General features: G+C 67.5%; 18 protein-coding genes. 2 read left to right on the top strand and 16 right to left on the bottom strand.

What is annotated here, in order from left to right; genetic code table 11:
* From Q9R22_RS07880 to Q9R22_RS07820, 13 genes are all read right to left on the bottom strand, one after another.
* Nucleotides 1–2,564 (bottom strand): glycosyltransferase (locus Q9R22_RS07880; RefSeq protein WP_311254144.1); only part of this gene is annotated, 2,564 nt, incomplete at its 3' end.
* Complete coding sequence (locus Q9R22_RS07875) at nt 2,561–2,764, bottom strand: hypothetical protein (RefSeq protein ID WP_145004639.1); 204 nt, start codon at nt 2,762–2,764, stop codon at nt 2,561–2,563. The genes Q9R22_RS07880 and Q9R22_RS07875, both read right to left, overlap by 4 nt.
* 45 nt (nt 2,765–2,809) lie before the next feature.
* A complete protein-coding gene (locus tag Q9R22_RS07870; RefSeq protein ID WP_145004635.1) occupies nt 2,810–4,786 on the bottom strand; it encodes a glycosyltransferase in 1,977 nt (658 codons plus the stop codon).
* Nucleotides 4,787–4,815: 29 nt separating this feature from the next.
* Complete coding sequence (locus Q9R22_RS07865; RefSeq protein WP_145004632.1) at nt 4,816–6,084, bottom strand: hypothetical protein; 1,269 nt, start codon at nt 6,082–6,084, stop codon at nt 4,816–4,818.
* A gap of 85 nt (nt 6,085–6,169) precedes the next feature.
* Nucleotides 6,170–7,417 (bottom strand): UDP-N-acetyl-D-mannosamine dehydrogenase, encoded by a 1,248-nt coding sequence (wecC, locus tag Q9R22_RS07860; protein WP_145004629.1) that lies wholly within the window; start codon nt 7,415–7,417, stop codon nt 6,170–6,172.
* 88 nt (nt 7,418–7,505) lie between these two features.
* Nucleotides 7,506–9,431: a glycosyltransferase gene (locus tag Q9R22_RS07855; RefSeq protein ID WP_145004627.1), complete on the bottom strand. Its 1,926-nt coding sequence runs from the start codon at nt 9,429–9,431 to the stop codon at nt 7,506–7,508.
* Nucleotides 9,428–10,390: an ABC transporter ATP-binding protein gene (locus Q9R22_RS07850; RefSeq protein ID WP_260981592.1), complete on the bottom strand. Its 963-nt coding sequence runs from the start codon at nt 10,388–10,390 to the stop codon at nt 9,428–9,430. Before Q9R22_RS07850 ends, Q9R22_RS07855 begins: the two co-directional genes overlap by 4 nt.
* Nucleotides 10,380–11,282, bottom strand: a complete 903-nt coding sequence (locus tag Q9R22_RS07845) for an ABC transporter permease (RefSeq protein WP_311254143.1) — start codon at nt 11,280–11,282, stop codon at nt 10,380–10,382. The genes Q9R22_RS07850 and Q9R22_RS07845 overlap by 11 nt, the downstream gene beginning before the upstream one ends.
* Nucleotides 11,275–13,251: a glycosyltransferase family 4 protein gene (locus Q9R22_RS07840; RefSeq protein ID WP_311254142.1), complete on the bottom strand. Its 1,977-nt coding sequence runs from the start codon at nt 13,249–13,251 to the stop codon at nt 11,275–11,277. Before Q9R22_RS07840 ends, Q9R22_RS07845 begins: the two co-directional genes overlap by 8 nt.
* Nucleotides 13,248–14,531, bottom strand: a complete 1,284-nt coding sequence (locus tag Q9R22_RS07835; RefSeq protein ID WP_311254141.1) for a glycosyltransferase family 4 protein — start codon at nt 14,529–14,531, stop codon at nt 13,248–13,250. Before Q9R22_RS07835 ends, Q9R22_RS07840 begins: the two co-directional genes overlap by 4 nt.
* A 124-nt stretch (nt 14,532–14,655) precedes the next feature.
* Nucleotides 14,656–15,678, bottom strand: a complete 1,023-nt coding sequence (locus tag Q9R22_RS07830) for an LCP family protein (protein ID WP_242670693.1) — start codon at nt 15,676–15,678, stop codon at nt 14,656–14,658.
* A 144-nt stretch (nt 15,679–15,822) separates the two neighbouring features.
* Nucleotides 15,823–16,887, bottom strand: a complete 1,065-nt coding sequence (locus tag Q9R22_RS07825) for a lipoyl protein ligase domain-containing protein (protein ID WP_145004617.1) — start codon at nt 16,885–16,887, stop codon at nt 15,823–15,825.
* Nucleotides 16,888–18,822 carry a hypothetical protein gene (locus tag Q9R22_RS07820; RefSeq protein ID WP_131332916.1) on the bottom strand — a complete coding sequence of 645 codons (1,935 nt, stop codon included), beginning with the start codon at nt 18,820–18,822 and terminating at the stop codon, nt 16,888–16,890.
* 150 nt (nt 18,823–18,972) lie between these two features.
* Here Q9R22_RS07820 and Q9R22_RS07815 point away from each other — a divergent pair, with 150 nt between their 5' ends.
* Together Q9R22_RS07815 and Q9R22_RS07810 are read left to right on the top strand one after the other, a co-directional pair.
* Nucleotides 18,973–19,233 carry a type B 50S ribosomal protein L31 gene (locus Q9R22_RS07815; RefSeq protein ID WP_035962003.1) on the top strand — a complete coding sequence of 87 codons (261 nt, stop codon included), beginning with the start codon at nt 18,973–18,975 and terminating at the stop codon, nt 19,231–19,233.
* A gap of 261 nt (nt 19,234–19,494) precedes the next feature.
* Nucleotides 19,495–21,432: a S8 family serine peptidase gene (locus Q9R22_RS07810; protein ID WP_242670411.1), complete on the top strand. Its 1,938-nt coding sequence runs from the start codon at nt 19,495–19,497 to the stop codon at nt 21,430–21,432.
* A 323-nt stretch (nt 21,433–21,755) separates the two neighbouring features.
* On the opposite strand, the gene Q9R22_RS07805 is transcribed toward Q9R22_RS07810, so the two are convergent.
* The 3 genes from Q9R22_RS07805 to Q9R22_RS07795 form a co-directional block, all read right to left on the bottom strand.
* Nucleotides 21,756–22,586 (bottom strand): RNA methyltransferase, encoded by an 831-nt coding sequence (locus tag Q9R22_RS07805; RefSeq protein WP_131332914.1) that lies wholly within the window; start codon nt 22,584–22,586, stop codon nt 21,756–21,758.
* 95 nt (nt 22,587–22,681) lie between these two features.
* The gene (locus Q9R22_RS07800) at nt 22,682–23,587 is read right to left on the bottom strand and encodes a sulfite exporter TauE/SafE family protein (protein WP_131332913.1); all 906 of its coding nucleotides are present in this window, start codon (nt 23,585–23,587) and stop codon (nt 22,682–22,684) included.
* Between the two features lie 9 nt (nt 23,588–23,596).
* A complete protein-coding gene (locus tag Q9R22_RS07795) occupies nt 23,597–24,379 on the bottom strand; it encodes an ABC transporter ATP-binding protein (protein ID WP_131332912.1) in 783 nt (260 codons plus the stop codon).
* Nucleotides 24,380–24,423 lie beyond the last annotated feature (44 nt).

Below are 24,423 nucleotides of genomic sequence, written 5' to 3'. Positions count from 1 at the left end.
TCTAAACCGTACGTCCCGCAGAGTGATCTCAACAGCTCGAAGGCTTCTTCCCTGTCGTCAAGGGAGACGGCCTTGTTGAACTTCGGCAGGAACCACACGGTCACGTAGCGCCGCATGCGCCGACGAACGTATTCATCGAACAAGTCATGCTCGCGTAACCATCGACTCCGCGCTTCCTCCAAGGGGATGTACTTTCGGAAGAATGTGGGAGTGACGGTATTCACCATTGATCCAGCAACTTCGCCGTAATACGTGTGAATCGGTTTGTCCACTAGGGCGACGGTCCGAGCCCCGTGAAGCATTTGTTGGAAGAACAGCGAATCCTGCCCGAGTGCCCCTACCGGTTGCTCGAGGTGGAGAGACTTTAGCCATTGGGTGTCGGCTACTAATGCCTGGATACTCATAGGCTGGAAATCGATACGGGTCAGAGCGTCGTGCGGCACCTCCCCCACACCGTGCTCGTTCGTCCGGATCACGGATCGCAGAGTTCCCACGTTCCTGGTGAGGGTGCGGGTCTTGGCATAACGGAGCATGTCACCTATGGCGAAATCCACCCCGGTTTCCTGACAGATGCGCAAGAGGGCCGCATACCCATCTCCGACTCCCTCATTGTCGGGATCCAAATAGGTGACCCAGGGGGTCGAGGCCATCTCGAGGCCCTTGTTGCGAGGCCGAGACGCGCTACCGGAGCCACCCGGCGGGAAGAAGTGAGTGCGTACGTTATCCCACAAGCCGGCCATTTCCCGGACGATGGCGCGAGTTTCGGGCGAGGTCGACCCGTCGTCGACCAGGATGATTTCCATATCCGGGAACGCCGTGGAACGGCGTAGCGATTCCAGACATTTCCGAACCAGGTACGGCCCGTTGTTGTACACGGGCACGATGACTGACAGGAGTTTGGGACGCCCCAATCCGGCCGATGCGTCGTCACGCCCGCCAGGCTGAATCGCCGACGGGTCCATGACGAAGGCCCCGTCGAACTGCGCCTCGTCCGCTCCGACCCATGACGCCACGACGTCAGCTTCCTTGCATTCGTGGTCTGACACGATCTCGAAAACCCTGGATTCAGGCGCATCGACGCTCATGCACACGGTTGACACGGAAGCCATTCGGAAGGCGTTGATCAGGTCCTGTGCCAAGTAGTAGTGGCCCGTCGTTTGACGCCCCACGCGGATGTCGATGATTGCATCACCCGGTGCCGGCTCGTACATCCCGACACGGCGGAGGTCGACGTCAGGCGTCACGACCTGGCTTGCGAACAGCTCACTGTCCGAATCGTCCTCATTGGCCCGCCAGAGCACCACGGTCTTCCGTGGGGTGTCTTCCAGCCCGGTCTGTCGCAGGATCTCGGACATCAAGCGGTCCGCCGTCTGCCGGGCGAAGGCGCGGCGCACACCTTCCATCTGGAGTCGCCTGAGATGCGGCCGATCATGGTCCAGCAATGCGACTTCCAGCTCGGCGTCGTCCGATCCGTCCGGTAGCAAGACGTGCGGGTAGTCGTTGTTCATGGCCACTGAATACGTGGACATGCACACTCCCCCGGAGGCGAGTGCCTCCAGCGTCTCGAGGGGATGGGCGTGCCCCGCACCCGGCTGCAGGTGCGCCAGGACGTGGAGGTCGAAGAGTCGCAGGACCCTGGACCTCAGTTCATCATCCGGTTGGTAAGTCAGGAAATTGAGGTACTCCGAGGGGAAAAGCCCGCGTGTCTTTTCTGGAACTCCGTCCATCACGGCAGAGCTGGCCAGGGTCAACTTCGTGTCGTGCCGTCGTAGACCGGAGAGAATACTCCGCCACGCCCGTAGTCGCCCCGGCTGGGCGGTACTGGGCAGTCGTCCGGAGAACAGGGCTCCACCGGCCCGGTGCCGTTCCCTCCCCACCGGTGAGAACCGCAGGGGATTGAAATGGGAATCAACAACCATGACGCGCCCTGACGTCGTCATGTGTTTGCCGTACCGATTGGGGCCCTCCGGGTCCGTGGTCAAGAGCCAATCGACGTTCCCCGCAATTTTGCGGGTTGCGGCCACACGCCACGGGTCGGACAATGTCATGCCCACGGTGGGGATACCGAACTCTCGCGCGGCGGGAATGATACGCCGCGCCAGAACATCGAGTTCGTCCGCGGTCAAGGGTGGTTCGCGCCCCACAACAGGCAAAGCGACCAAGAGGAGATCGAGCTCTCTCACGTGCTCGGAATTGCTGTCCATCCCCAGCCGGCGGATGTCCGCTGTGCCCTCCACCAGGTCCGCGATTTCCCGGCCACCGACGACGCCCACTCGGCGCTGCGATACCCGCAGCATGCGACTCCCGAACGATGCGGGAAGTTCTCGCGCAACAGATTCCAAATCGGTCATGCCGGAGGAGTCGGCCGCCTCCGAAACCTGCTTGACGAAGTCGGGCGCGGCGGGATCCAGGTACGGAACAACTCGGCCCCGAGCGGATTCTCGCCGGAAGCCCTCCGTGGCATAGTGCTCGGCGGCGCGGCGGCTGCGTTCGGCGATCCATTCGGCGGTGGCTCGACCATGTTTTGTGCGTGTGGCTTCCTGTGCCATGTTGAGGTGCTTCATGAGCTGGCCCCGCTCCCTGCCGCTTTGGAGCGGAGAATTTGGATGGTTTCGATGTATTCCCTGATCAGTGCATCGCGCTCGCGGATCGCTTCCAGGTACCGCGCGTTGTCCGATCGGGCCTGACGTAATTCTTCGGCCGCGGTTCTCGCAAGGTCCACTTCGTGTTGGATCACATGGATCAGGTCGTTGATGTTGTCCATCTGATTGCCGGTCCTTTCAGTGCGAACAAGCTCGGACGCTCGGTACTAGACAGTGACGTGGGCAATGGGATCTCCGAATCCCTCGACCCGCCCTGTGGCCAGGAACGCCTCGTCATGCACCTTCCAGGTGTGCTTCTGCCGGCCTCGTAATTGGCAGAAGTTGAAGCGATCGGCCGAGTAGATCACGCCACCTGCGGCCCGAACGTCTTTCAGGAAGGTGGAATCCTCCCCGCGAGTGCGATCGCCGAACGGGTGATCGAGGAACACTTGCCGGTCTGCCGTGATCGTGGGTCCGATGATGCCGTCCACGAATCGATGCTCCTGGTCCGGCTGGCGACGCAGGATGATGTCGCGGTTCGCAAGGTGCATGTAATGCGCGGCCTTTCCCACAACGTCCGCGCGGCTGTGAAACTTGGCACGTAGCAGGTCCTTCAGGTATTGGGGACCGTAGTAGTCATCGTCGTCCATCTTGGACAACACCGATCCATCGGCGATCGCGGCCCCCTCGTTGAGCATGTATCCGAGGGACCGGTCTGCGGCCACGGTGTGCTGCACCACCTCAACACCCGCGACGTCACGCATCAGCGCCATGTCGTCGGTGGAAGGATCGAACCCGTGCGTCAGGAGGATCAACTGGATTTCGACGCCCTTTTGTTGTCCCACCATCTGCGCGATGTGCTCGAGTTGCTGGGGACGCACCGTGGGCACCAGGACACTCACCCGGGGCGTGGTGAGAGGACGGTGCTTATCCGGGACGAGCTGCTCGAGAATGGCCTCCGCACGGTGCGCATACGTGTGGCGGTCCCAGATCTTGCGCTGGGCGCGGTGAACCATGCGGTCTCGCAACTCGGGTGACTGCACGAGTGAGCGCAGGTGATTCTCCGCTTGTTTGCGCGAACTGGCCATGAGGATCTCGTCTTCCGCGAAATACTCGCGGACCGCCGCGGACGGTGTGGTGACCACGGAGGTGCCACACGCGGTGATCTCGAAGAGGCGCCGGGCGCACATGGTTGGTGAATTGGTGACCGTGTTGACGTTGAGGAATACCTCGTATGCCCTGTACGCGCGGAGCATCCGGTCGTAGGACAGCGATCCTACGACGTGCTCCCCCAGCTCTCCGGGGAATTGGTACTTCTCGATCTCGCCCAGGTACCGGGAGAAGATCTCCAGTCGGTCACCGGTCTTCTTCTCCGCGTCTATGGCCCCTCCGAGCAGAAGCTTCATTTGATCTCGCCGCTGCGGGAACTTGTGGGCGAAGTACATTCCGCCGAAGGCCACACCCCGCACGTCGCGCTCCACGCCGTTCCTGGCCGGGCTGTGGATCTCGGTCTGCGCCGCGAAAGGCATCACGGCCACCGCATCATGGCCGAGATCCTCGCGGTATTTGGGGATCTTGTTGGAATCGGTGGTGAGAACCAGATCGAAGAGCCCCGCAGAACCCACGAAGTCGGCGTAATGGGGCGGGTCCTCCTTGTTCCAGAACACCGTGGGTATCCCGGATGCCCGACACCACACGACCAGGTCGCGAAGTTCAGGACTGTAGGAGCGTTGTTTACCGATCAGCCGTGCCCATTGGTCGCCGTTGCCGTGCCATGCGGATTCGACGAAGAGCACATCGATTTTCTGACCCTTCATCTGCGAGACCCAGTCATCCCGCCGCAGCCGAATGATGTTCCACTCGTGGGAAAAGGCATCTGCGGTGAAATCATCGAGTATCACCGCGGCGGTGATGTCCGGACGTCGGGGGCCGACCTCTCGAGGTTCGTAGGGCTCGAAGTCGACACGATTGGCGAGTTCGAGAGCCTTCGGTTTGGGGGGTTCCACCGCGGGAGTCACCTTGGTACGACGCATCTGCCACAAGAGGAGTTCGCTGGGGCCTCCCTGTCGGAAATGCCAGAGTGCGGTCCGCACCTCGGTAAGAGATTCCTGGCGACGCTGCCATTCCACCAGACCGGGTAAGCCGTTCGTGCGGAGGTGCCAGAGGCCTGCGCGTGCGGACTGAAACAGGGATGGGGGGTTCATGCGACGGATCCTTAGAACGCTACGGGGGGCTAGTGATCGCTGGTGTGAAGATTGATGTCGGTCAGAAAAACCTGTGCCGGGGAGCCTCTCCTCCACTGGCAGAGGCGGACAGCCACAATGGTCACGTCCGGTGGCGGAGTGAACTCCTGGATATATCGGGTATGACCCTCGCGAAGAGGCAGATAGACGAATTGGTGCACCAAGGGATCCGCGGACCATACCGCGGGTCCGATGGGCTGGGTGTAGGTGGTGCCGTCTCGTTCCGCCTCCACGGAGACCAGGAAGGACCGCAGCAAATGGGTGCCGCTCGCTCGCAAACCGGCATTCAAGGTGACGGGTCGTCCCGGCTGGGGATCGCGCAGTACGAAACGCGCACCGTGGCCGCGTATGTCGATCTCGGTCGCGGCCTGTGGGCCGATGCCCCGCAGATTCGCGATGGCCTCGCTGAGCCCGCGCGCCGTCGGTTGGACGACCACCTCCCCCAGGCCCCGGGCCGATCGCGTCTCCCGCCCCCCACGAAGATCCGCGACGAGCTGATCCAGGAATAGCGACAACTCATGTCGTGGGGCGGGAGTGTGTTGGGGCCCCCACGTGGTACCCAGCACGGCCGTCAGAGGTCTGGGCGTGGCCAGTTCCCCCAGCCACGGGACGACGTGACTGTGAAGGTGCAGATCGTCGTTGACGTTGAGCAGCAGGTACGTGTGACGGGGCGTGTTTTGGCTCGGGGCGTCCCACAGTGTCGCGCGTGATTCCACATCACCGGGCGAGGGCAGGGGTGCGCCCGGATCCCGCCAACCGCCCAGCTCAAGCCACTTGCGGTACAGACTCGGCTCGTAGCGCTCGAGGCTGAGCTGCGGATTCGCGGCGACCACCACGGTGTCAGTCAGTAGCTCGCCCTGGGTGAGAGCCGCGAAACCGCCGGCGGAGCTCCCGAAGAGGATGACCGGCCCCCTGCACAATTGATCAAGGATCTTCGTCAGGAGCCGTGTCACTTCACGGGCCAGATCTACCTCGGGGGTACCGAGATACCAACCGATGCGCAGCTCCTCCGATGCGCGCAACAAGGCATCGTGGACGTGTACCCGATTGATGGGCCCGCTTCGTGCCTCGATTTCATCCAGGAGGCCCGTTCCCTGGAAGTACGGCCGCGGGGCACCCGCCGAGGCCGCCCCGTTGAAGGTGACGAAGGTGACGTCGGCGCCTCGGTCGGCAACCAGCACGTCGGTGACGAGACCGTGTCCATGTTCCACGGAGTGCAAGCCGTCCGGAATGGATTGCGCCCGTACGAAGGCATCCATGTCGCCGTACGAGTAGTGCTGGCGCTGTGCTGTTCTGTGTGACCTTGCGCGTGTCATATCGGGGGCTACGACGTTCCGCCGCCGCTCAGCGCCACAGACCTTTCGTGTCCACCACGGCCTTGCCCTTGAGCGCGGTGGCCGGCAGGGTCTTGAACTCGTCGTGGTCCACGAGCAGCAGGACCACGTCCGCGCGCTCGATCGCGTCCTGGTAGTCCGCGAACTCCACATTCGCCAGGCCTTGCAGGCCCTTGGGCAGCTCGGAGACATTCGGCTCCACGGCCAGGACCGTCGCGTGGCTCACGTGCTCGGCCAGGTCCTTGGTGATGTTCATGGCCGGGGATTCACGCAGGTCGTCGATGTTGGCCTTGAACGCGAGGCCCAGGGCCGCGATCACCGGGGACTCCACGTGGGAGCAGGCTTCCTCCACCTTGGAGATGACCCACTTCGGCTTCCCGTCGTTGACCTCGCGGGCGGTGCGGATCAGGCGTGAGTTCTCCCGGTCCGCGGCCACGATGAACCACGGGTCCACCGCGATGCAGTGCCCGCCCACGCCGGGGCCCGGCTGCAGAATGTTCACACGGGGGTGGTGGTTGGCCAGCTCGATGAGCTCCCACACGTCGATGCCCAGCTTGTCCGCGATCAGGGACAGCTCGTTGGCGAACGCGATGTTCACGTCACGGAACGAGTTCTCCGTGAGCTTGGACATCTCCGCCGTGACGTCGTCCGTGGCGAGCAGTTCACCCTGGCAGAAAGACGCGTAGACCTCCTTGGCGCGGCGCGCGGCCTCGGGGGTGCTGCCGCCGATGATGCGGTCGTTGCTGACCAGTTCCTCGAGCGCCTTGCCCGGCAGGATGCGCTCGGGGCAGTACGCGAAGTACACCACGGGCTTGCCGTCTTCCCCGTCCAGGGACAGGTCAGGACGCAGCTCCATGATCTTACGGGCGAGCGTCTGGGTGGTGCGTGGCGGGGAGGTGGATTCGAGGATCACGGTCTCGTCACCGCGCAGCTGAGGAGCGATGGATTCGGCCGCGGAGAGGATGTAGGACAGGTCGCCCTCGTAGTTCTCCTTGAACGGGGTGGGCACCGCGATCACGAACGCGTCACCGTGCTGCATCTCGGTCGTCGCGGTGAGCTGGCCGCTGTCGATCGCCTTCTTGAGCTGCTCCTCGAGCCCCGGCTCCACGATCGTGACCTCGCCGCGCTGGATCCGCTCCACCGCGGAGGCGTTCACGTCCACGCCGTGGACCCGCACCCCGTGATTCGCCATGACCACCGCGGTGGGTAGACCGATGTACCCCAGCCCCACGAACACGACTTCCAACGGCTCACTCATTGACGCACCTCACCACGCGTTTGCTGGTTCGTTCCGATTGACCGGAACTTCCATTCATTTTCAACGTAAACATGCAGAATCCTTAGGATCATATCGTCACATGACGGGTGCTGTCCCCGAACATGACGACACGTCCCGAGGCCAGCGCAGCGGCGTCGGACACTTGCCACGTGTGGCTGTCCGAGCCGCGGAACTGGACGAAATTGAAGCGGTCCGCCGAGTAGATGACGTAGCCGGCTTCGCGCACCGCGGCCAGGAAGGACGTGTCCTCCCCCGTGCTGCGCCGCTGGAACGGGATCTGCCGGAAGACCTCGCGGTAGCCCGTGATCGTGGGCCCCATGACGAAGTCCGTGTATCGGTGCTCTCGGTGTGGGAAGCGCACCAGGGTGGCGTCCTGAGACTCCACGTACATGTAGTGCCCCTGCTTGCCCACCACGTCCGCGTTCGCGTAACGCAGGGCGTCCAGGAGGTCGGCGAGGTAGCGCGGGGCGTAGTAGTCGTCGTCGTCCATCTTGGACAGCACGTCCCCGGTGGCGTGCTCGACCGCGAGGTTGAGGCACTCCCCCAGCGTGAGGGACGCGTCCGCGGCCACGGTGGTCACGCGCTGGATCCCGCAGTCCTCGACGACGCGCTGGACGTCCCGCGCCCGCGGGTCGAAGCCGTGGGCCACGAGCACCACGTCCAGCTCCACGTCCACCTGGGCCGCGATCCCGCGCAGGGCGTCCGAGAGTCGATGCGGGCGGTTGGTGCACAGCAACACGGTGACGCTGGGCCGGGTGCGGGCGACGGCGAGCTGCGGGACGGCGCGTTCCACGATCGTCTCCACGCGGTGCGTGTAGGTGTGCTGCGCCCAGATCTCGCGCTGCGCGCGGTGTACCATGCGATCTGCCAGTTCCGGGCTGCGCACGAGGGCACGGATGACGTCCGCGGCGTGCTCGCGGTCCGCAACAACGGACAGTTGGTCGTGGGAGAAGTACCGTCGCACGGCCTCGGAGGGCGTGGAGACCACGGGGGTGCCGCACGCGGTGATCTCGAAGATCCGCCGCGCACACATGGACGGGGAATCCACGACCGAGTTCACGTTGAGGAAGACCCGGTACGCCTTGTAGGCGGTGAGCATCTGGTCGTAACCCAGCGAGCCCACCACATGCTGGTCCAGGGGCTCGGGGAACTGGTAGCGCTCGTCCTGGCCCAGGTAGCGGGAGAAGATCTCGAGCCCCCTGTCAAGTTTCGCCGAGGCATCGTGTGCGCCGCCGAGCAGCACGTCCATCTGCTCGCGCCGCTCGGGGAACTTGTGGGCGAAGTACATCCCCCCGAAGGCCACGTCCCGCTCGTGGAACCCGTTGCGGGGCCGCGCGGGGTTGTGCACGGCGGGTTGCGCGGCGAAGGGCAGCACCCCCACGCGCTCGTGTCCCAGGTCCCGGTGGTAGTCGGGAATCTTGTTGACGTCCGTGGTGAATACGGTGTCGAACAGTCGCGCGCACTCCAGGAAGTCGTCGTAGTGCGGCGGGTCCTCCTTGTTCCAGAACACCGTAGGGATCCCCTGCTCGCGGCAGTGGGCCACGAGCTCGCGCATCGACTCCTTCACGCCCGAGGTCCCGGTGAGTTGGTACTGCCACTCGTCCGCGTTGCCGTGCCACGCGGACTCCACGAACAGCAGGTCCACGGGCTGCGCAGCCAGTTCGGCGCGCCAGTTCCGCCGTGTGAGCACCACCTGGTGCCACTCGTAGTGGAAGGCGCGCAAGGAGAAGTCGTCCAGGATCACCGCGGCGGTGAGGTCCCCGCGCACCGGTTCGCGCTCGGGCCACTCCTGTGCCGCGAACGAGACCGTGCGCTGCGCGCCGTCGTTCCCGGCGGAGGCGGCGTCGCGGCCGGCTCCGGTGACGACGGCGCTCGCGGACGGTCCCGCGGGCAGTCCCGCCCGGCGCCGGTAGGTCCGCCACTGGGACACCCCGCCGTGGCGCAGGTGCCACAACTGGGTGCGCAGATCACCGGTCAGCGAGCGGGGACTCACGTGTGCACCTCCCGCAGTTCGGTGCGCACGAGCCGATCCATCAGCTCGAACTTACGTTTGTGGGCGGCCAGGTTGTTGCCGGCGGCGAGCTGCTTCATGAACTGCTCGTACTCCTCCGTGACGGTCTCGGGGTCCCCGTCCATGAGTGTGTCCCCCTGGTCCAGCCACACCACCCGGGTGCACATCTCCCGTACCTCGTTCATCGAGTGGGACACGAACAGCACACACCCGGCTTGTTCGCGGATCTGGGCCATGCGGGCCTGCCCGCGTTCGCGGAACTGGGCGTCCCCGGTGGACAGAGCCTCGTCCAGGATGAGGATGTGCGGGTCTGTGGCGGTGGCCACGGCGAACCGCAAGCGCGCGGCCATCCCGGAGGAGTACGCCTTCATGGGCCAGTGGATGGCTTTGCCCAGCGCAGCTACCTCCACGAGCTCGGGCAACAATTCGTCCACCCGGCGCGGGTGCATACCCTGCGCCAGGCAGCCCAGGCGGATGTTCTTCTCCCCGGACAGCGCCGGCACCAATGAGACGTTGACCCCCAATTTCACAGGGGTGTCCACTGAGTAGACGCGCCCCGACGTAGGATTCATCTGCCCGGCCACGATGTTCATGAGCGTGGACTTCCCGGACCCGTTGCGCCCGATGAACCCCACGAACTCGCCCTGGTGCACCGCGAGCGTGACGTCGTGGACGGCCAGGTTACGCACGATCGGGGGCCGCCCGAGCGCTCGCCGGGCCCATCGCACCGGCGCGGGGACCGGGACCTCGTCTCCACCGCCCGTGGACGTGACGTTGTAGATCATGCTCACGTGGTCGATCACCACGGCGGGCCCGGCGCCGGGTTCCCGCGCAGGTGCGGGAGCGCCGTTGCCGGGGGCGGGCACACCGCTGAGGCGCTGCGCGGAAACGCCCGACATACCCGGGGTGTGCGACGCGACGTCGTCGTGCCTAGCGTTCATCCGCGTAGCTCTCCTCGTTGCGCCAGAACACCAGGAACCCCACGATCAGGATCCCGAGGGATGCCGTGACCAACACGGCCCACGAGGACCAGCTGGGAACTTGCGCGCGCAGCACCAGATCGCGGCTGATGTAGAGCACCTGGTACAGGGGGTTGAAGTGGAACAGGGCCAGAATGCGCTCGTCGTCCACGAAGCGGGAAGGGTCGTAGAAGATGCCGGAGGAGTACATCCACAGCCGCATGAAGAAGGACAGGATGTTGGAGACGTCCGGGATCCGGTGCACCGCCGGGGCCAGGAGCATGCCCAGTCCCCAGTTGAAGATGCTCTGCAGTACGAAGACGGGGATCAGCAGCAGCCACGTCCACGAGATGGGCTCCAGGGGCGGGACGATCAGCAGGAACACCAGGATCGCCGCGAGAGCGTAGAGCTGTGTCATGGCATCCCGCACCACGATGGACAGCGTGAGCGCGGCACGCGGGAACATGAAGCCGCGCACAAGCGCCTTGGCGGAGGTCATGGAGCGGGAGACGGAGACGACGGAGCGGGAACTGTACAAGAACATCGTGAGTCCGAGCACGATGAACGCGACGAAGTTGTCGATTCCCCGGCCGGTGCGCAGCAGCAGCCCGAAGATGAGATAGAACGTAAAGCCCAGTAGCAGTGGGTTGAGCACGATCCATGCCTTGCCCAGCAGGGTGTGGTCCTGGCTCACGGCCAGGCGGACGCGGGCGTCGTAGAGGATGAAGTAACGGGAGGCCCACAGGTCCTGGAGGTACTTACGCAGGGGCGGGCGGGCGCCCACGGCGTGCATCGCGGTGGGGTCGAAGATCTCGACGGTGCGGTCCTCCGGTTGCCCGTGTCCCCCGCTGACCTGGGCGGTGTTGCTAGTCATGCTCCGGTCTCCTCGGGGGGTAGATCGCTGTCCGGGGGACGTCTTCATTCAATTCACCATACCGCGTGGAGGCTTGCCGGGCGATCACCCGCCACGTCCTGTGTGCGACCACCCAGTCCCGTCCGGCGTTCGCGAGGCGTTCGCGGCGCTCGGGGTCCCGGGCCAGGCCGAACAGTGTCTCGGCAAGGGCGTCCGGGTCCTCGGGCGGTGTGAGCAGCCCGGTCTCGTCGTGGCGCACGCTCTCGCGCAGGGCGGGCAGATCACTTGCGACCACGGCGGTGCGCGCAGCCATGGCCTCGACCGGCTTCAGGGGGGTCACCGCGCGGGTCACGGAGCGGTCCTTGCGCGGGATCACAAAGACGTCCAAGGACGCGGTGTACTGCGGTGCGAGGGCTCGGTCCACGCGGCCGGTGAAGGTCACGACGTCCTCGAGACCGAGCTCGCGGGCCCACCGCTGCAGGGTGGGGCGGGCCACGCCGTCCCCCACCACGAGCACCGCCAGGGACGGTATGTGCGGGCGCAGTTGGGCCGCGGCGCGCAGCAGGTCATCAATGCCCTCGTAGTCCACCACGGAGGTCACGGTGCCGATCAGAAACGTCTCCTGGGCGAGGCCCAGGGCGGCGCGTGCGTCGTGCCGGGACGGTGCGTTCTCCACGAGGGCCCCGCCCACGGCGTTGGGGGCCAGGTCCACGCGCAGGGGGTTTTCGGAGGCGGATGCCGGTGTAGGCAGCTCCTCGAGTCGCCGGGCCATTTCCGTGCCCAGCGTCACGGTGCGGTCCGCGGTGGTCACGGCCCACGCCTCCCGAGCCTGGAAGCGCTCGTAGCGCTCGGACGTGAGGGCCTCCGGCGGGCGGGTCGCGGCCCACGTGTCCGCGAGGAGTCCGCGAACCTCGTAGACCCACGGGATACCCAAAGCCTGGGCCACCGCGTGTACGGCCAACGCGTTGACATAGTGGCTCGTCGCGTGCAGGACAGCGGGCCGCGTGCGCAGCGCGAGCTCCAGCAGCGCGTGCGCGTGTTGCTGCACACGTCCCGTGGCGGTCGCGGACAGCCGCCGCGGGAGCACGCGGTGGTACGGGATCCCGTCCACGACGTCCGTGTGGCGGGCGAGCACCTTGCCCACCTGCACGGGGTACCCCGGGCGGGTCATGGCGTGGACGTCCCACCCCTCGTCCCGCAGTGCGGTGAGGTACGAGTGCGAGCGCTGCGCGTAGCCGCTCGCGGTGTGCGGCAGGGAGTTGGTCACGACGTAGAGCACGGTGCGGTCCCTGGGCCGGTAATCGCGGACAGGTTCCAGCCGCGGGAAGAAGTCGCCCAGCAGGTCCCGCTCGGCGGCCAGGCGGCGCGCGAGGGCTCGTTCACCGCGGGTGGCCCGCCGGAAGGCCTCGGCGTCGCCCAGCACCTCCACGGCGCGGTCCACGTTGCCGTGGTACCACTCGAGGCGCGCGCGGGTCGCAGCCGCTCCCGGATGGTCGGCGGGGAGTGCGGCGAGCAAGCTCGCGGTGAGGCCGGTGTCCCCCATGCTCAGGGCCACTTCCGCGCCGCCGCGTAACGACGCCGATGTGTCTCCGTTCCTGCCCCCCCGCGCCAGGGAGCTCAGCGCCGTTCTCGGCCGCGGCGGGCCCGGACGCGTCTGGTCCGGCCCTGCGTGTTCCCGGTGCTCGTGACCCGGGTCCTGCGTCGTGAGCTCCGAATTCCCTGCAGAGGCGAGAGCGCGGGAGAGGGCGGCGCGAGCAGCGTCGTCGTCCCCCAGGACATGGAGGGCGGTGGCCCGGGCGGCGAGACAACGCGGGCCGGGGACCCGTGAGAGGATGCGGGCCGCGGGGGTGACCCAGCGCCGCGGCAACCGGCGGGAGACCTGCAACCAGAAGACCACGGGGTCGTCGGTGACGTGCTGGCCGATCGTGCGAGCCGTGAGCCACGCGTTGACCGCGAGTTCACGGGACCGTTCGCGGCGCCGTGAGCTCATGGGGCCATCCGCTCGACGCCACCGAGGCTCCCGCCCGCGACGCCGCGCGTGACGGCACGCAGCACCCTGCCCAGGCGGGGCAGCACGCCCTGACCGCACACGCGGGAATACTCGCGGACGGTGGCGCGCAGGTGCTGATCGTACTGCACGGACAGGTCCGCGTAGTCCGCGTTGTGCCGCACCCATTCCCGGCCGGACCCACTGGGGACCAGTCGCGAACGGTCGGACTCGAGCGCGCGCCACAGCGCGGCGATCTGCTCTGGATCGGAGGCCACGATGTCCCCCTCGCCCGCGTCGGTGAGCACGTGGGCGGCCTCGCCACGAACGACCGCGGTGATGTGCCGGCCCACGGCGAGCACCTCGTAGGTCTTGGAGGGGATGGTGTCCTCGAACGACTTCCAGTCGTCACGCAGGGAGATCACGACCGAATCCGCGTCGCGATAACGCTCGAACACGCGCTCGCGGTACTCCGGGGGCAGGAACTCCACGTTGGCGCCGAGCCGGTGCGCCAGCTGCTGCAGTGCGGGCTTGCGGCTGCCGTGACCCACGAGTGTGAGACGGACCGAGTCCCCGGCCAGGTGGGCGGCGCGGATGAGCCGGTCCAGGGACTGGGACTCGCCGTGGTTGCCCAGGTACAGCACCCGCAGCCCGCGCCGTCGTGCCGGAGGCGGGGGCAGCTGCGGTGTGCGCTCCAGGAGGATGCCGTTGCGCACCGTGACCACGTTGTTCACCCCTCGTTCGCGCAGGGTGCGCGCGAAACCCTGGGTCACCGTGACCACGAGGTCCGCGCGGTTCTGCACGTACACCACGGCGCGGTTGACCACGGACTTGGACCCGCCGCGCACCAGGGAGGCGTCCTCGGCCAGGTTGGGCCACGCGTCCCGCATCTCCACGACCAGGGGGACCCCCTTGACGCGCGCCACGAGCAACGCGGACGCCAGCAACGGTAACGACGGCGCCGTGACCACCACTACGTTCTGACGGCCCGTGAACAGCCCGCGCCCCACGGACGCGGCCGCGCTCACGAGCTGGTCCAGCAACTTCCCGGCACGATTGTCCCCGAGGAACACGTAGGGCACCCGGTAGATGTGTTCACCCAGGAACCCCGCCTGCCGCCGCCACGCCCGACCGCGCGTTTGCGTCGAGTAGTCCGGGCCCGCCCCGTAGTGCGCCACGGGACACACCACGGACACGGTCCACCCCCGCTCCCGCAGGTGGCTCACGAGCGAGTACCACCGCCGCTGGGGCGGCGAATGCTCGGGCCAGTAGGAACTGGCCATGAGCAGCACCCTCAACGGAGGCTGGTCACCCGGTGAGGTACCGGTTGCGGGGGGTTGTGTGCGGTTCATGGGCCTCTCGCGGGGGGGGGGGCACGAGTCGGGATGGGTGGGGGTGGTCGAGCGGTTACTGGCCTTGCTGGTCCAGGGACGTGGCGTACTGGTCCAGGGTGCCGTCGGAGATGGCCTTGCCGATCCGTTGCATGGCGTCGGTGTCCGCGACGATGATCGACTGGCCGTCCGAGGAGGTGCCCACGCCGTTGTTGGGCACCGTGAACATGTGGATGTCACTGCTGCTCAGGCCCACGAGCTTGGGGGCCTGTTGGGCGATCCACCCGGAGGTGAGGCCGTCACTCACGGTCAGGTACGGGGAGATCTCCTTGACCACCTCGTTGAGTTTCAGCGGATTGGTCAGGGTGCCGGCGCTGACGAGCTTGTTGATCATGGCCTGCAGGTACGCGCGCTGATTGCGCACCCGCTGGTAGTCACCGTCCGAGAACGCATAGCGCTCCCGCACGAACGCGAGCGCCTGTTCCCCGCTCAGCTCCTGGGGCCCGGCCTCGAAGCGGTGTCCGTCCTGGGAGGTGAAGGCCTCGGGGACGTTGACCGTCACCCCGCCCAGGGCGTTGGTGAGGCCCTCGAAACCCGCGAAGTCCACGAGCGCGACCTCGTCCACGCGGGTCCCGAAGTTCTGCTCGATGGTCTCGACCATGAGCGGCATCCCGCCGTGGTCCAGGGCGGCGTTGATCTTGGACTCCCCCACCCCGGGGATGTCCACCCACGTGTCGCGCATGATGGACATGACGTACATCTGCCCCCCGTCCTCGGGGATGTGCAGCAGCATGATGGAGTCCGCGCGGGAGCCGGTGACGTTGGGGTCCACACCGTCGGGGCGCTTGTCCGAACCCAGGAGCAACACGGTGGTGCCGGCGTCCTGGGCGGAGCCCTTGGCCGGGCGGGCCGACTCCTCGGGGAACGCCGATTCCAGGGTCGAGGCCCCACGATCGAAGTTGCGACCCAGGTTCCACACGAACAGACCGGCGACCACGCCCACCACCAGCAGGAGGGCCAGCACCGTGAGCAGGATGTTGCGTCCGGTGTGTTTTCCGCGCGGGCGGGACTGTTCTTCGTCGAACTCGAACTGGTTCATGGACACGTGGCACTCCGTGGGTGGGGGGGTCGGAATCAAGCGACACTCACCGGACAGCGCTGCCGCCACGGCGACGCTGGGGATCCCGCCCCGGGGGGCGGGCCGTCGGTCGGCGGAGCCGTTGATTGCTATCGCACATAGTACCTACGGCACGCGGTGAATCCATCCCTCGGTCCCGAATTTGTGCTCCACCAGCTCCCGGGCGGCGGCGAGTTCGCTGTCTGAGACCTTACCAACACCGGCCGAGTAGCGTTGCGTGAACGTGCGGGTCAGCGCCGAGATCACGTCCCGGCGGGCCAGCCCCGTCTGGCGTCGCAACGGGTCCACGCGCTTCTTCGCGGAGCGGGTGCCCTTGTCCGAGAGCTTCTCCTTGCCGATGCGCAACACGTCCGTCATCTTCTCGGCGTCGATGTCGTAACTCATGGTCACGTGATGCACCATCCCGCCGTTGGCGAAGCGCTTCTGCGCCGCTCCCCCGATCTTGCCCTGGGGCGTGGCGATGTCGTTGAGTGGTACATAGAACGCCTCGACCCCCAGGTCCGCGAAGGCCTGCATGACCCACGCGTCCAGGAACGGGTAGGAATCCGCGAAACTCATCCCGTCCACCAGGGTCTGCGGCACGTACAGCGAGTACGTGATGCAGTTACCGGCCTCCATGAACATGGCCCCACCCCCGGAGACCCGGCGTACCACCTGTATCCCGTGACGCGCGGCCCCCTCCGGGTCCACCTCGTTGCGCACGGACTGGAACGATCCGATTACCACGGCGGGCTCGTCCCAGTCCCAGATCCGCAGCGTGGGATGGCGGTGTCCCGCGCCCACCTCCTTGGCGAGAACCTCGTCCAGTGCGAGGTTCTCGAGGGTGGGGCGCACCTGCGCGGGGATCACCTCCCACGCGTGATCGGACCAGCTCGTGGCCCGGTCCAGCGCGCGGCGCACCGCGATCACCACGGCGCGTGCGTCGAAGCCGAACAGCACGGCGTCGCGCGGCACGGCCGCCTCGATCCGCTTGACCATGTCCTGCGGCGACGTGTCCTCGGCCAGACCGGTCAGGGCCGCATTGATGTCCGCGAGCGCCTCGTCCGGTTCCAGGAAGAAGTCCCCGTTGATGGACACGTTCTCCAGGTGTCCGTCCGTGACGTCGAAGTCCGCGACCACCAGTTTCCCGCCGGGGACCTTGTACTCCCCGTGTGCGCTCGTCGTGTTCATTCACTGACCTCCGCTGCGTGTGGTGGCCCGGGGCACCCCCGGTGTGGCCTTCGGGGTGGGGGTCCCGTCCCCGGAGGGCGACGCGGTGGCGCTCGGCCGGGCCGTGGCGTGTTCCGTCTCGATGGTAAGCACTGTGGTGGTGCCGGCGGGCAGCGAGACCGCGAACGACGTCGCTCCCGACCGCACCCCAGCGACCTCGGGTCGGTCGGCGGGCGGGGTGATGGGCAGGCCGTAGCCGTCCACGCTCACCGCGCCGTCGGCCGAGGAGCGTAGCGCGTTCTCCACGCTCAGGTGCACGCGCGGGTCCGCGGGGTACGACGACGTCGCCCCCGGTGCGGCGTCGTCCGTCGCCTGCTCCCCGGCTGTAGCGCCGTCGGGTGAGCCCGGGGCGTCCGCGGCGTCGCCCACCGGAGCGGTGGCGCGCCACGAGCCGCCGCGCAACTGGGACTGCGTGACGCGCTGCACCGGCCCGGGCGTGGTGACCGTGGTGGTGCGGGGGCCCGCGGTGGCCGGGTCCCGGAAGTCGGAGAGCACGAGCGAGGTGCTCCCGTCCGCGTGGGTCACCGCGAACGCCGTGAGGTCCTCGGACCCGGTGCGCGCCGGAGTCATGGTGCCCTGCGGAATGCTCGCGATCAACGCGAGCGCGAGGCCGTTGGCGCGCAGCCCGAAGCGTTCGCCGGGCGAGCCCACGGTGCCGTCCGAGCACAGCGGGGACATGGGCGGGCCACCGTGGCACGGGCCCAGGGACGAGTGCGCGGTGACCCGTTCCGCGGCGAGCGCCTGGACCCGGACGGAGTAGTCGGCCTGGTAGACGGCGGCGGCCAGGGTCTCCGTGATCTGGTTCCCGCCGGGGCACGAGGACAGCGATGTCTCGGTGATCCACAGCGGTACGCGGTGCTCGTCCGCCACGGAGCGGGCGCGGGAGACCAGGGCGTCCACGCGCTCGCGGGTCTGCGGGGCCACCGCGTTGGTCACCGTGGGCTTCTGCCGGGTCCACCGCATCCCGCACTCGGAGAGTGGGTATTGGTGCAGTGCGAGGGCGAAGGGAGCCGTGCCCGGGGCCTCGGCGGCGACTTCCCACCACGGATCGGAATAGGCCCCCGGTGCCACGATGCGCAGGTGCGGAACCTTCCGGTGCACCGCGCGGGCGTAGGCGGTGAGTTGACGAGCGTAGACCGCCCGGTTCCACTCCGGTCCCTTGACGTTGAGGGGGTCGTCCGAGCCCCGGTGAAACCCGTTGGGCTCGTTACCGATCATCAGCCCCACGAGCCGGTCCCCGAACGCCGCACGCGCGTGCGCCGCCAGATCTGCCGCCCGGTCCGGGTCGTAGCGGGCCAGGTTGGCGCTCAGGATCACGGACGTCCCCGTACGGCGGGCGAGGGCCGCGACGCGTTCCAGGTCCGTCGGGGTGACCTTCGTGATCTTCTCCCCCTTGGCCAGGGGCCAGTCGGTGGGGATCGGTTCGTCGGTCGAGGTGAAGAAGAAGCGCCGGTCCGTGGAGTTGCCCCCGAAGCGCAGGGTCGGTTCATGGAGGGACTGCAGGATCGAGATGAGGTCGTGATTGTCCTCCTCCAGCCGAGGGTCCGCCAGATCCGTGGACTCCAAGGACAGCCCCACGGAACCGTGCCGGTAGTCCTCGTCCCCGGGACTCGTCCGGCCCAGGGTCACCCGCACGGTGGGATCGTTCGTGCGGGGTGCACTCCCCGGATAGGTCTCGGGGATGTCCCGGGCGGCCGCCACGAGACCCGGGTCCACGGCATGCAACGGCGCATTACGGGCCACCCCGGGAACGGGTCCGGTGGGCTCGGGCGCCGACGACGCGGACGGGTCGGGCTGCGGGCCCGCGCAGGCGGTCGCGCACAACAGGACGGTGCTCAGGATGGCGAGCGCGCGGCGTCGTACCGGGGTGACGGGAGGGCGGGGGGAGGTCCTCACGGGCCCAGCGTACCGGGATGCGCGCGGCCCGGATCGACTGTGCGTCGCCACGGGCGTACCATAGTGCGTTGGTGTGCCCACGTTCGGGTGCGCCGCATCCGAGCAACGCCGTGCCTGGCAAAATCCAGACACCTACAGAAGGTTGACACCATGAAGGCTGACATTCACCCGGATTACCACCCGGTCCTGTTCCGCGATCTCGCGTCCGGCAAGGTCGTGCTGACCCGTTCCACCGCCACCTCCTCCAAGACGGAGACGTGGGAGGACGGCAACGAGTACCCCATCATTGAGGTCGAGATCTCTTCCGAGTCACACCCGTTCTACACCGGCAAGCAGCGCATCATGGACTCCGCCGGCCGTGTGGAGCGCTTCAACCAGCGGTTCGCGAACTTCGGGAAGTCCGGCAAGTAAGTCCGAACTTCTCCCCCGACGCCCGGTCCACCCTTCGGTGGGCCGGGCGTCGTCGTGTGCGGGCACGTGGCGACATGAAACATGCAATCGTCATCAAAATGTGATCTCTCCCCTAGGATGGTCGAGGCTCTATCCCCCCAGGTTCCGGTGCTCCCCCCCCTTCTTCGTGCCGGGACCACCGAAAGGTCTCCCCCACCTATGAGTTCTGCACACCTGCACTCCCCCCTGCCCTCTGCCACAACTCCCCCGTCGACTGGTTCCATGGGCGCCTTGGTTCGCCGCGCGGTCCTGCCTCTCGCGGTCACCGCCGCATTGGCACTGACCGCACAACCCGCCGTGGCCGCACCCACCAACCCGGCCGCCGGCCCGGACGCCCCCGCCGCCACGGTGCCCTCCGATCCGCCCACCGAATCCGATCGCGTGATCGTGAAGTTCCGGGACACCGCGGCCCCGGAAGCCGCCAAGGAGAAGGTCGTGGACACTGCCGCCCAGCAGGCGCTGGGTGACACCAAGACCCCCGAGGTCGAGGAACACGTCAAGCAGACCACCGCGCAAGCGGACGTCCTCAAACTGGACCGCGAGTTGGACGAGTCCGAGCAGAAGGACCTCGTGCGCGAGATCGAGGCCAACCCCGCCGTCGAATACGCGGAAGCGGACCGGCTCGCCTCCGTGTCCTGGGTGCCCAACGACACCTATACCCAGTTCCAGTGGAGCCTGCTCCCCCAGCAGGGCGGCGTGAACTTCCCCGCCGCGTGGGACATGTCCCGCGGCAACGGACAGACCATCGCCGTGCTGGACACCGGGATCACCCCGCACGGGGACCTGGACTCCAAGGTGGTGCCCGGACGGGACTTCATCAACGACACGAACCTCTCCCGAGACTACGACCTGCGTGACGCCAACCCCCGCGACGAGGGCGACTGGAGTGCTCCCGGCGAGTGCTCCGCTGGAACCCGCAACTCCTCGTGGCACGGGACCCACGTGGCCGGTCTCGCCGCCGGTGTGACCCACAACGGTGCGGGGATCAGCGGCGCGGCACCCGGCGCCAAGATCCTCCCCGTGCGCGTGCTCGGCAAGTGCACCAACGGGTGGGTCTCGGACATCGCGGACGGCATCTCGTGGTCCGCGGGTGCTCCCGTGGCCGGACAATCGGCCAACCGCAATCCCGCGTCCGTGATCAACCTGTCCCTGAATTACCCGGGCCAGTGCGGCACCACGATGCAGAACGCGATCAACACCGCGGTCAGCCGTAAGGTCCCCGTGGTCGTGGCCGCAGGCAACAGCTCGGTCAACGCCGGTGGCACGGCGCCCGCCAACTGCGCGAACACCATCGTGGTGGGCGCCTCGGACACCACGGGCTACACCGCTGGCTACTCCAACACCGGCGCGGTCGTGGACATCCTGGCCCCGGGCGGGACCGCCGCCAACCCCATGCTCTCCACCTTCAACTCCGGCACCACGGCCCCGGGTGCTCCTACTTACGGCAACCTCTACGGGACCTCGATGGCCACCCCGCTGGTCTCCGGCACCGTGGCGCTCATGAAGCAGCGGGACCCCGGGCTCACGCCCGCGCGGATCGAACAGCTGCTGACCTCCACCGGGAGCGGCCCGCTGGGTTCGCTCAACCTGGACCCCGCCGCCGCCGTGCGCGCCGTGACGCCCCGCACCACCGTCCAGGCGTCCTACACCGCCGCGGGTGGGATCGGTTCCAAGTGGCGTGCCACCGGTGGCGCCGCCAAGTGGGGCAACCCCGTGATGAACGAGGCCAACGCCGCCAACGGTGGTCGCTACCAGGAGTTCGTGAAGAACGGACGCAAGACCACCATTTACTGGAGCCGCTCCACGGGCGCCTACGTGGTGGAGAACCCCACGGCCATCGGTTCCAGGTTCATCTCCGCCGGCCGTGAGCGCGGCTACGGTTACCCCAGCTCGGACGAGCGCCGGGTCCCCGGCGGCGCCTACCAGCTCTTCCGCAACGGGTCCTCGCTCACCAAGGTGCTGTGGACCCCCGCCACGGGCCCCAAGGCCGTGAAGGAGACCGGCGGGATCGGTGGCGCGTGGAAGCGCGCGGGCTTCGAACGCGGATGGGGTTGGCCCGTCACGGATGAATACCGCAGCGGCGGCGAGGTGCTCCAGCGCTTCTCCAACGGCGTGACCGCCCACTGGACCCCCCAGCGCGGGGTGTGGACCACCCGCTGACCCCTCCCCCGGTCGCCCCTCCCTCGTGAGGGACATCGACAACGCCGCAGGGCGGTTCCCTTCCCGGGGAACCGCCCTGCGGTCATTCCCGGCCCGTATCCGCCGACGGCGCACTGCCACCTCTGCGCCTCGCGCAGCTCCCAGCTACCGCCGCGCCGTCCAGCAACTCCGATGCACCCCGAGGCCACGAAAGACCCCCGCGAATGGCCTCGGGGTGCCCAGAGACTCGTGGGTGGCCTTAGGATGCCTGGACGTTCATGGGTGGGCATGCGGTGCGGGGCAACGAGATGGTCCAGGGTGGCACCCGGACGAAATCGCGGCGGTCACCCTCGCGGGCGGGTCTCCCAGAACGCCACCGCGCTCGCCGCGGCCACGTTGAGCGAGTCCACGCCGTGGCTCATGGGGATGATCACGTGCCGCTCGGCGTGATGCAGCGTGGCCGCGCTCAGCCCCTGGCCCTCGGTCCCGAGGATCAACGCCAACTTCTCCGGGTGCTCGGCCGCGAGCTCGTCCACCGTGACGGCGTCGTCGGACAGGGCGAGGGCCGCCGTGAGGAACCCCGCGTCTTTCACTTCCTGCAGATCCGCGGTCCAGTGCTCCAGGCGCACCCACGGGACCTGGAACACGGTTCCCATGGACACGCGCACCGCGCGGCGGTACAAGGGGTCCGCACAGCGCGGGGTGACCAGAACGGCGTCGACGTCCAGGGCCGCGGCGGAACGGAAGATCGCGCCCACGTTGGTGTGGTCCACGATGTCCTCGAGGATCGCCACACGCCGTGACCGTGCGAGGACCTCGGTGAGCTCGAGGGGCTCGGGGCGCTGCATGGCCGCGATCGCGCCGCGATGCAGGTGGAACCCCGTGATGCGCTCGAGCACGTCATCGGAGCCCACGTACACCGGAACGTCGTAGCGTTCGAGCACGTCGCGCAGCCCCTCGAGCCACTTCTCGGCCATGAAGAACGAGCGCGGTCGGTGGCCGGCGTCGAGCGCTCGGCGCAGCACCTTGGACGATTCCGCGAGGTAGAGCCCGCGCTCGGGTTCCAGCCGACGCCGCAGGGCCACGTCCGTGAGGCTCGTGTAGTCGGCGACGCGCGGGTCCGCGGGGTCGGTCAGCGGGACGATGCGTTCGGACAGGGGCGCGGAAGTGCTCACGGACATCCTGGGGATCGGAGGAACAAGGTTCTGGAGGAAAAGGGGTGCGGCGGAACGGGGCCCGCGGAACAACGGCACGATAAAACGGGTAACGGTCAGAACAGCTGCGAGACCATGTTGGTCAGCGCCACGAGACCCAGGACCACGATCACGGTGCGCAGCGCCACCGGGGACAGCCGCTTGCCGATCTTGGCGCCCAGCCACGACCCCAGAGTGGAGCTCAGGGCGATGAACACCACGACCCACCAGTTGATCCGGTCGAACGCGAGCAGCACGTAGGACAGCGCCGCCACGATGTTGACCACCGCGACCAGGGCGTTCTTGACCGCGTTCGCCGATTGCAGCGGGGCCAGCAGGAACACACCCAGGATGCCCACGAGCAACACGCCCTGCGCGGCCACGAAGTACCCGCCGTAGATGCCCGCGAAGAACACGAGCACGTACAACATCAAGGGTTGCTTGGACCGGTCCACGGCCTCGGTGTCCGTGGCCGTCTCCCCCGCCTGCGGGGCATCCAGGCCGCCGGCCGCGGCGTCCCGGGCCTGACGTTCCTTGCGCTCGCGGACCTTGGCCTGGAGCGTGGGTTGGAATACCACGAACAGCAGTGCGACCACGATCAGCACGGGCGCGGCCACACCGAAGACTTCCTCGGGCAGGTGCAGCAGCAGGGAAGCGCCGATCACCCCGCCCAGGATCGAGCACGGCAGCAGTTTCAACAGCGTGCGGGTCAGCCCACGCAGTTCACTGCGGTAGCTCCACGCGCCGGTGAGGTTACCGGCGATCAGCCCCATGGCGTTGGACATGGACGCCGTGACCGGGGGAACCCCCATGGTCACGAGCACCGGGAACGTCACGAGCGTGCCGGACCCCACGATGGTGTTGATCGTCCCGGCCCATAACCCGGCCACGAGGATCAGCAGCACCTGCCACCACTCGAAGCCCACGGTCCCGCCGGAACCGAAGAACTCCGTGGGGACCATGGCGGAGGACAGTGTCAGCATGGAGGCGGATCAGCGGGCGAACGCCGCGTAACGATCGGCCACGCGCACGAGCTTGAGGGGCATGTCGAAGGTGTGGGAGAGATTCTTCTGCGTCATCACCTGCGCCACCGGACCGGCTGCCACGATGGCACCCTCACGCAGCAACAGCGCGTGGGTGAACCCGTCCGGGACCTCCTCGAGGTGGTGGGTCACCATGACCGTGGCCGGGGCGGCCTCGTCCCGGGCGAGTTCATCGAGGCGCTGCACGAGCTTCTCGCGCCCGCCCACATCCAGACCGGCGGCGGGTTCGTCGAGCAACAACAGTTCGGGGTCGGTCATCAGTGCGCGGGCGATCAGAACACGCTTGCGCTCGCCCTCGGACAAGGTGCCGTACGTGCGCTCTCGCAGGGCCCCCAAGCCCCAGGCCTCGAGCAGTTCCTCACTGCGCTGGACGTCGGCGTCGTCGTACTCCTCGCGCCAGCGCCCCGTGACGCCGTAGGCCGCCGTGAGCACCACGTTCGCCACGGTCTCCGCATGCGGGATCTGACCGGCCAGGGGTGCGGAGCTCACACCGATCCGCGGGCGCAGCTCGAAGACGTCCACCGCGCCGAGGATCTCGTCGAGGATGTCCACCATGCCGCGCGTGGGGTGCAACCGGGCGGCGGCGATCGACAACAGCGTGGACTTACCCGCGCCGTTGGGGCCCAGGATGACCCACCGTTCCCCGTCCCGCACGGTCCAGTTCACGCCGTCCAACAGGGTCTTCTCGCCGCGGACCACCGTCACGTCCACCAGATCAAGCACTGAACTCATGACGGCAACTCTAATGCCCCGCCCGCGCCGGTTCGCGGTCCGGC

Origin of the sequence: Kocuria sp. PD6, assembly GCF_031844145.1 — a bacterium.
GTDB classification, from domain to species: Bacteria; Actinomycetota; Actinomycetes; order Actinomycetales; family Micrococcaceae; genus Kocuria; species Kocuria marina.
The sequence above is the reverse complement of the archived record's forward strand: the minus strand, read 5'-3'. Positions and strand labels throughout refer to the sequence as shown.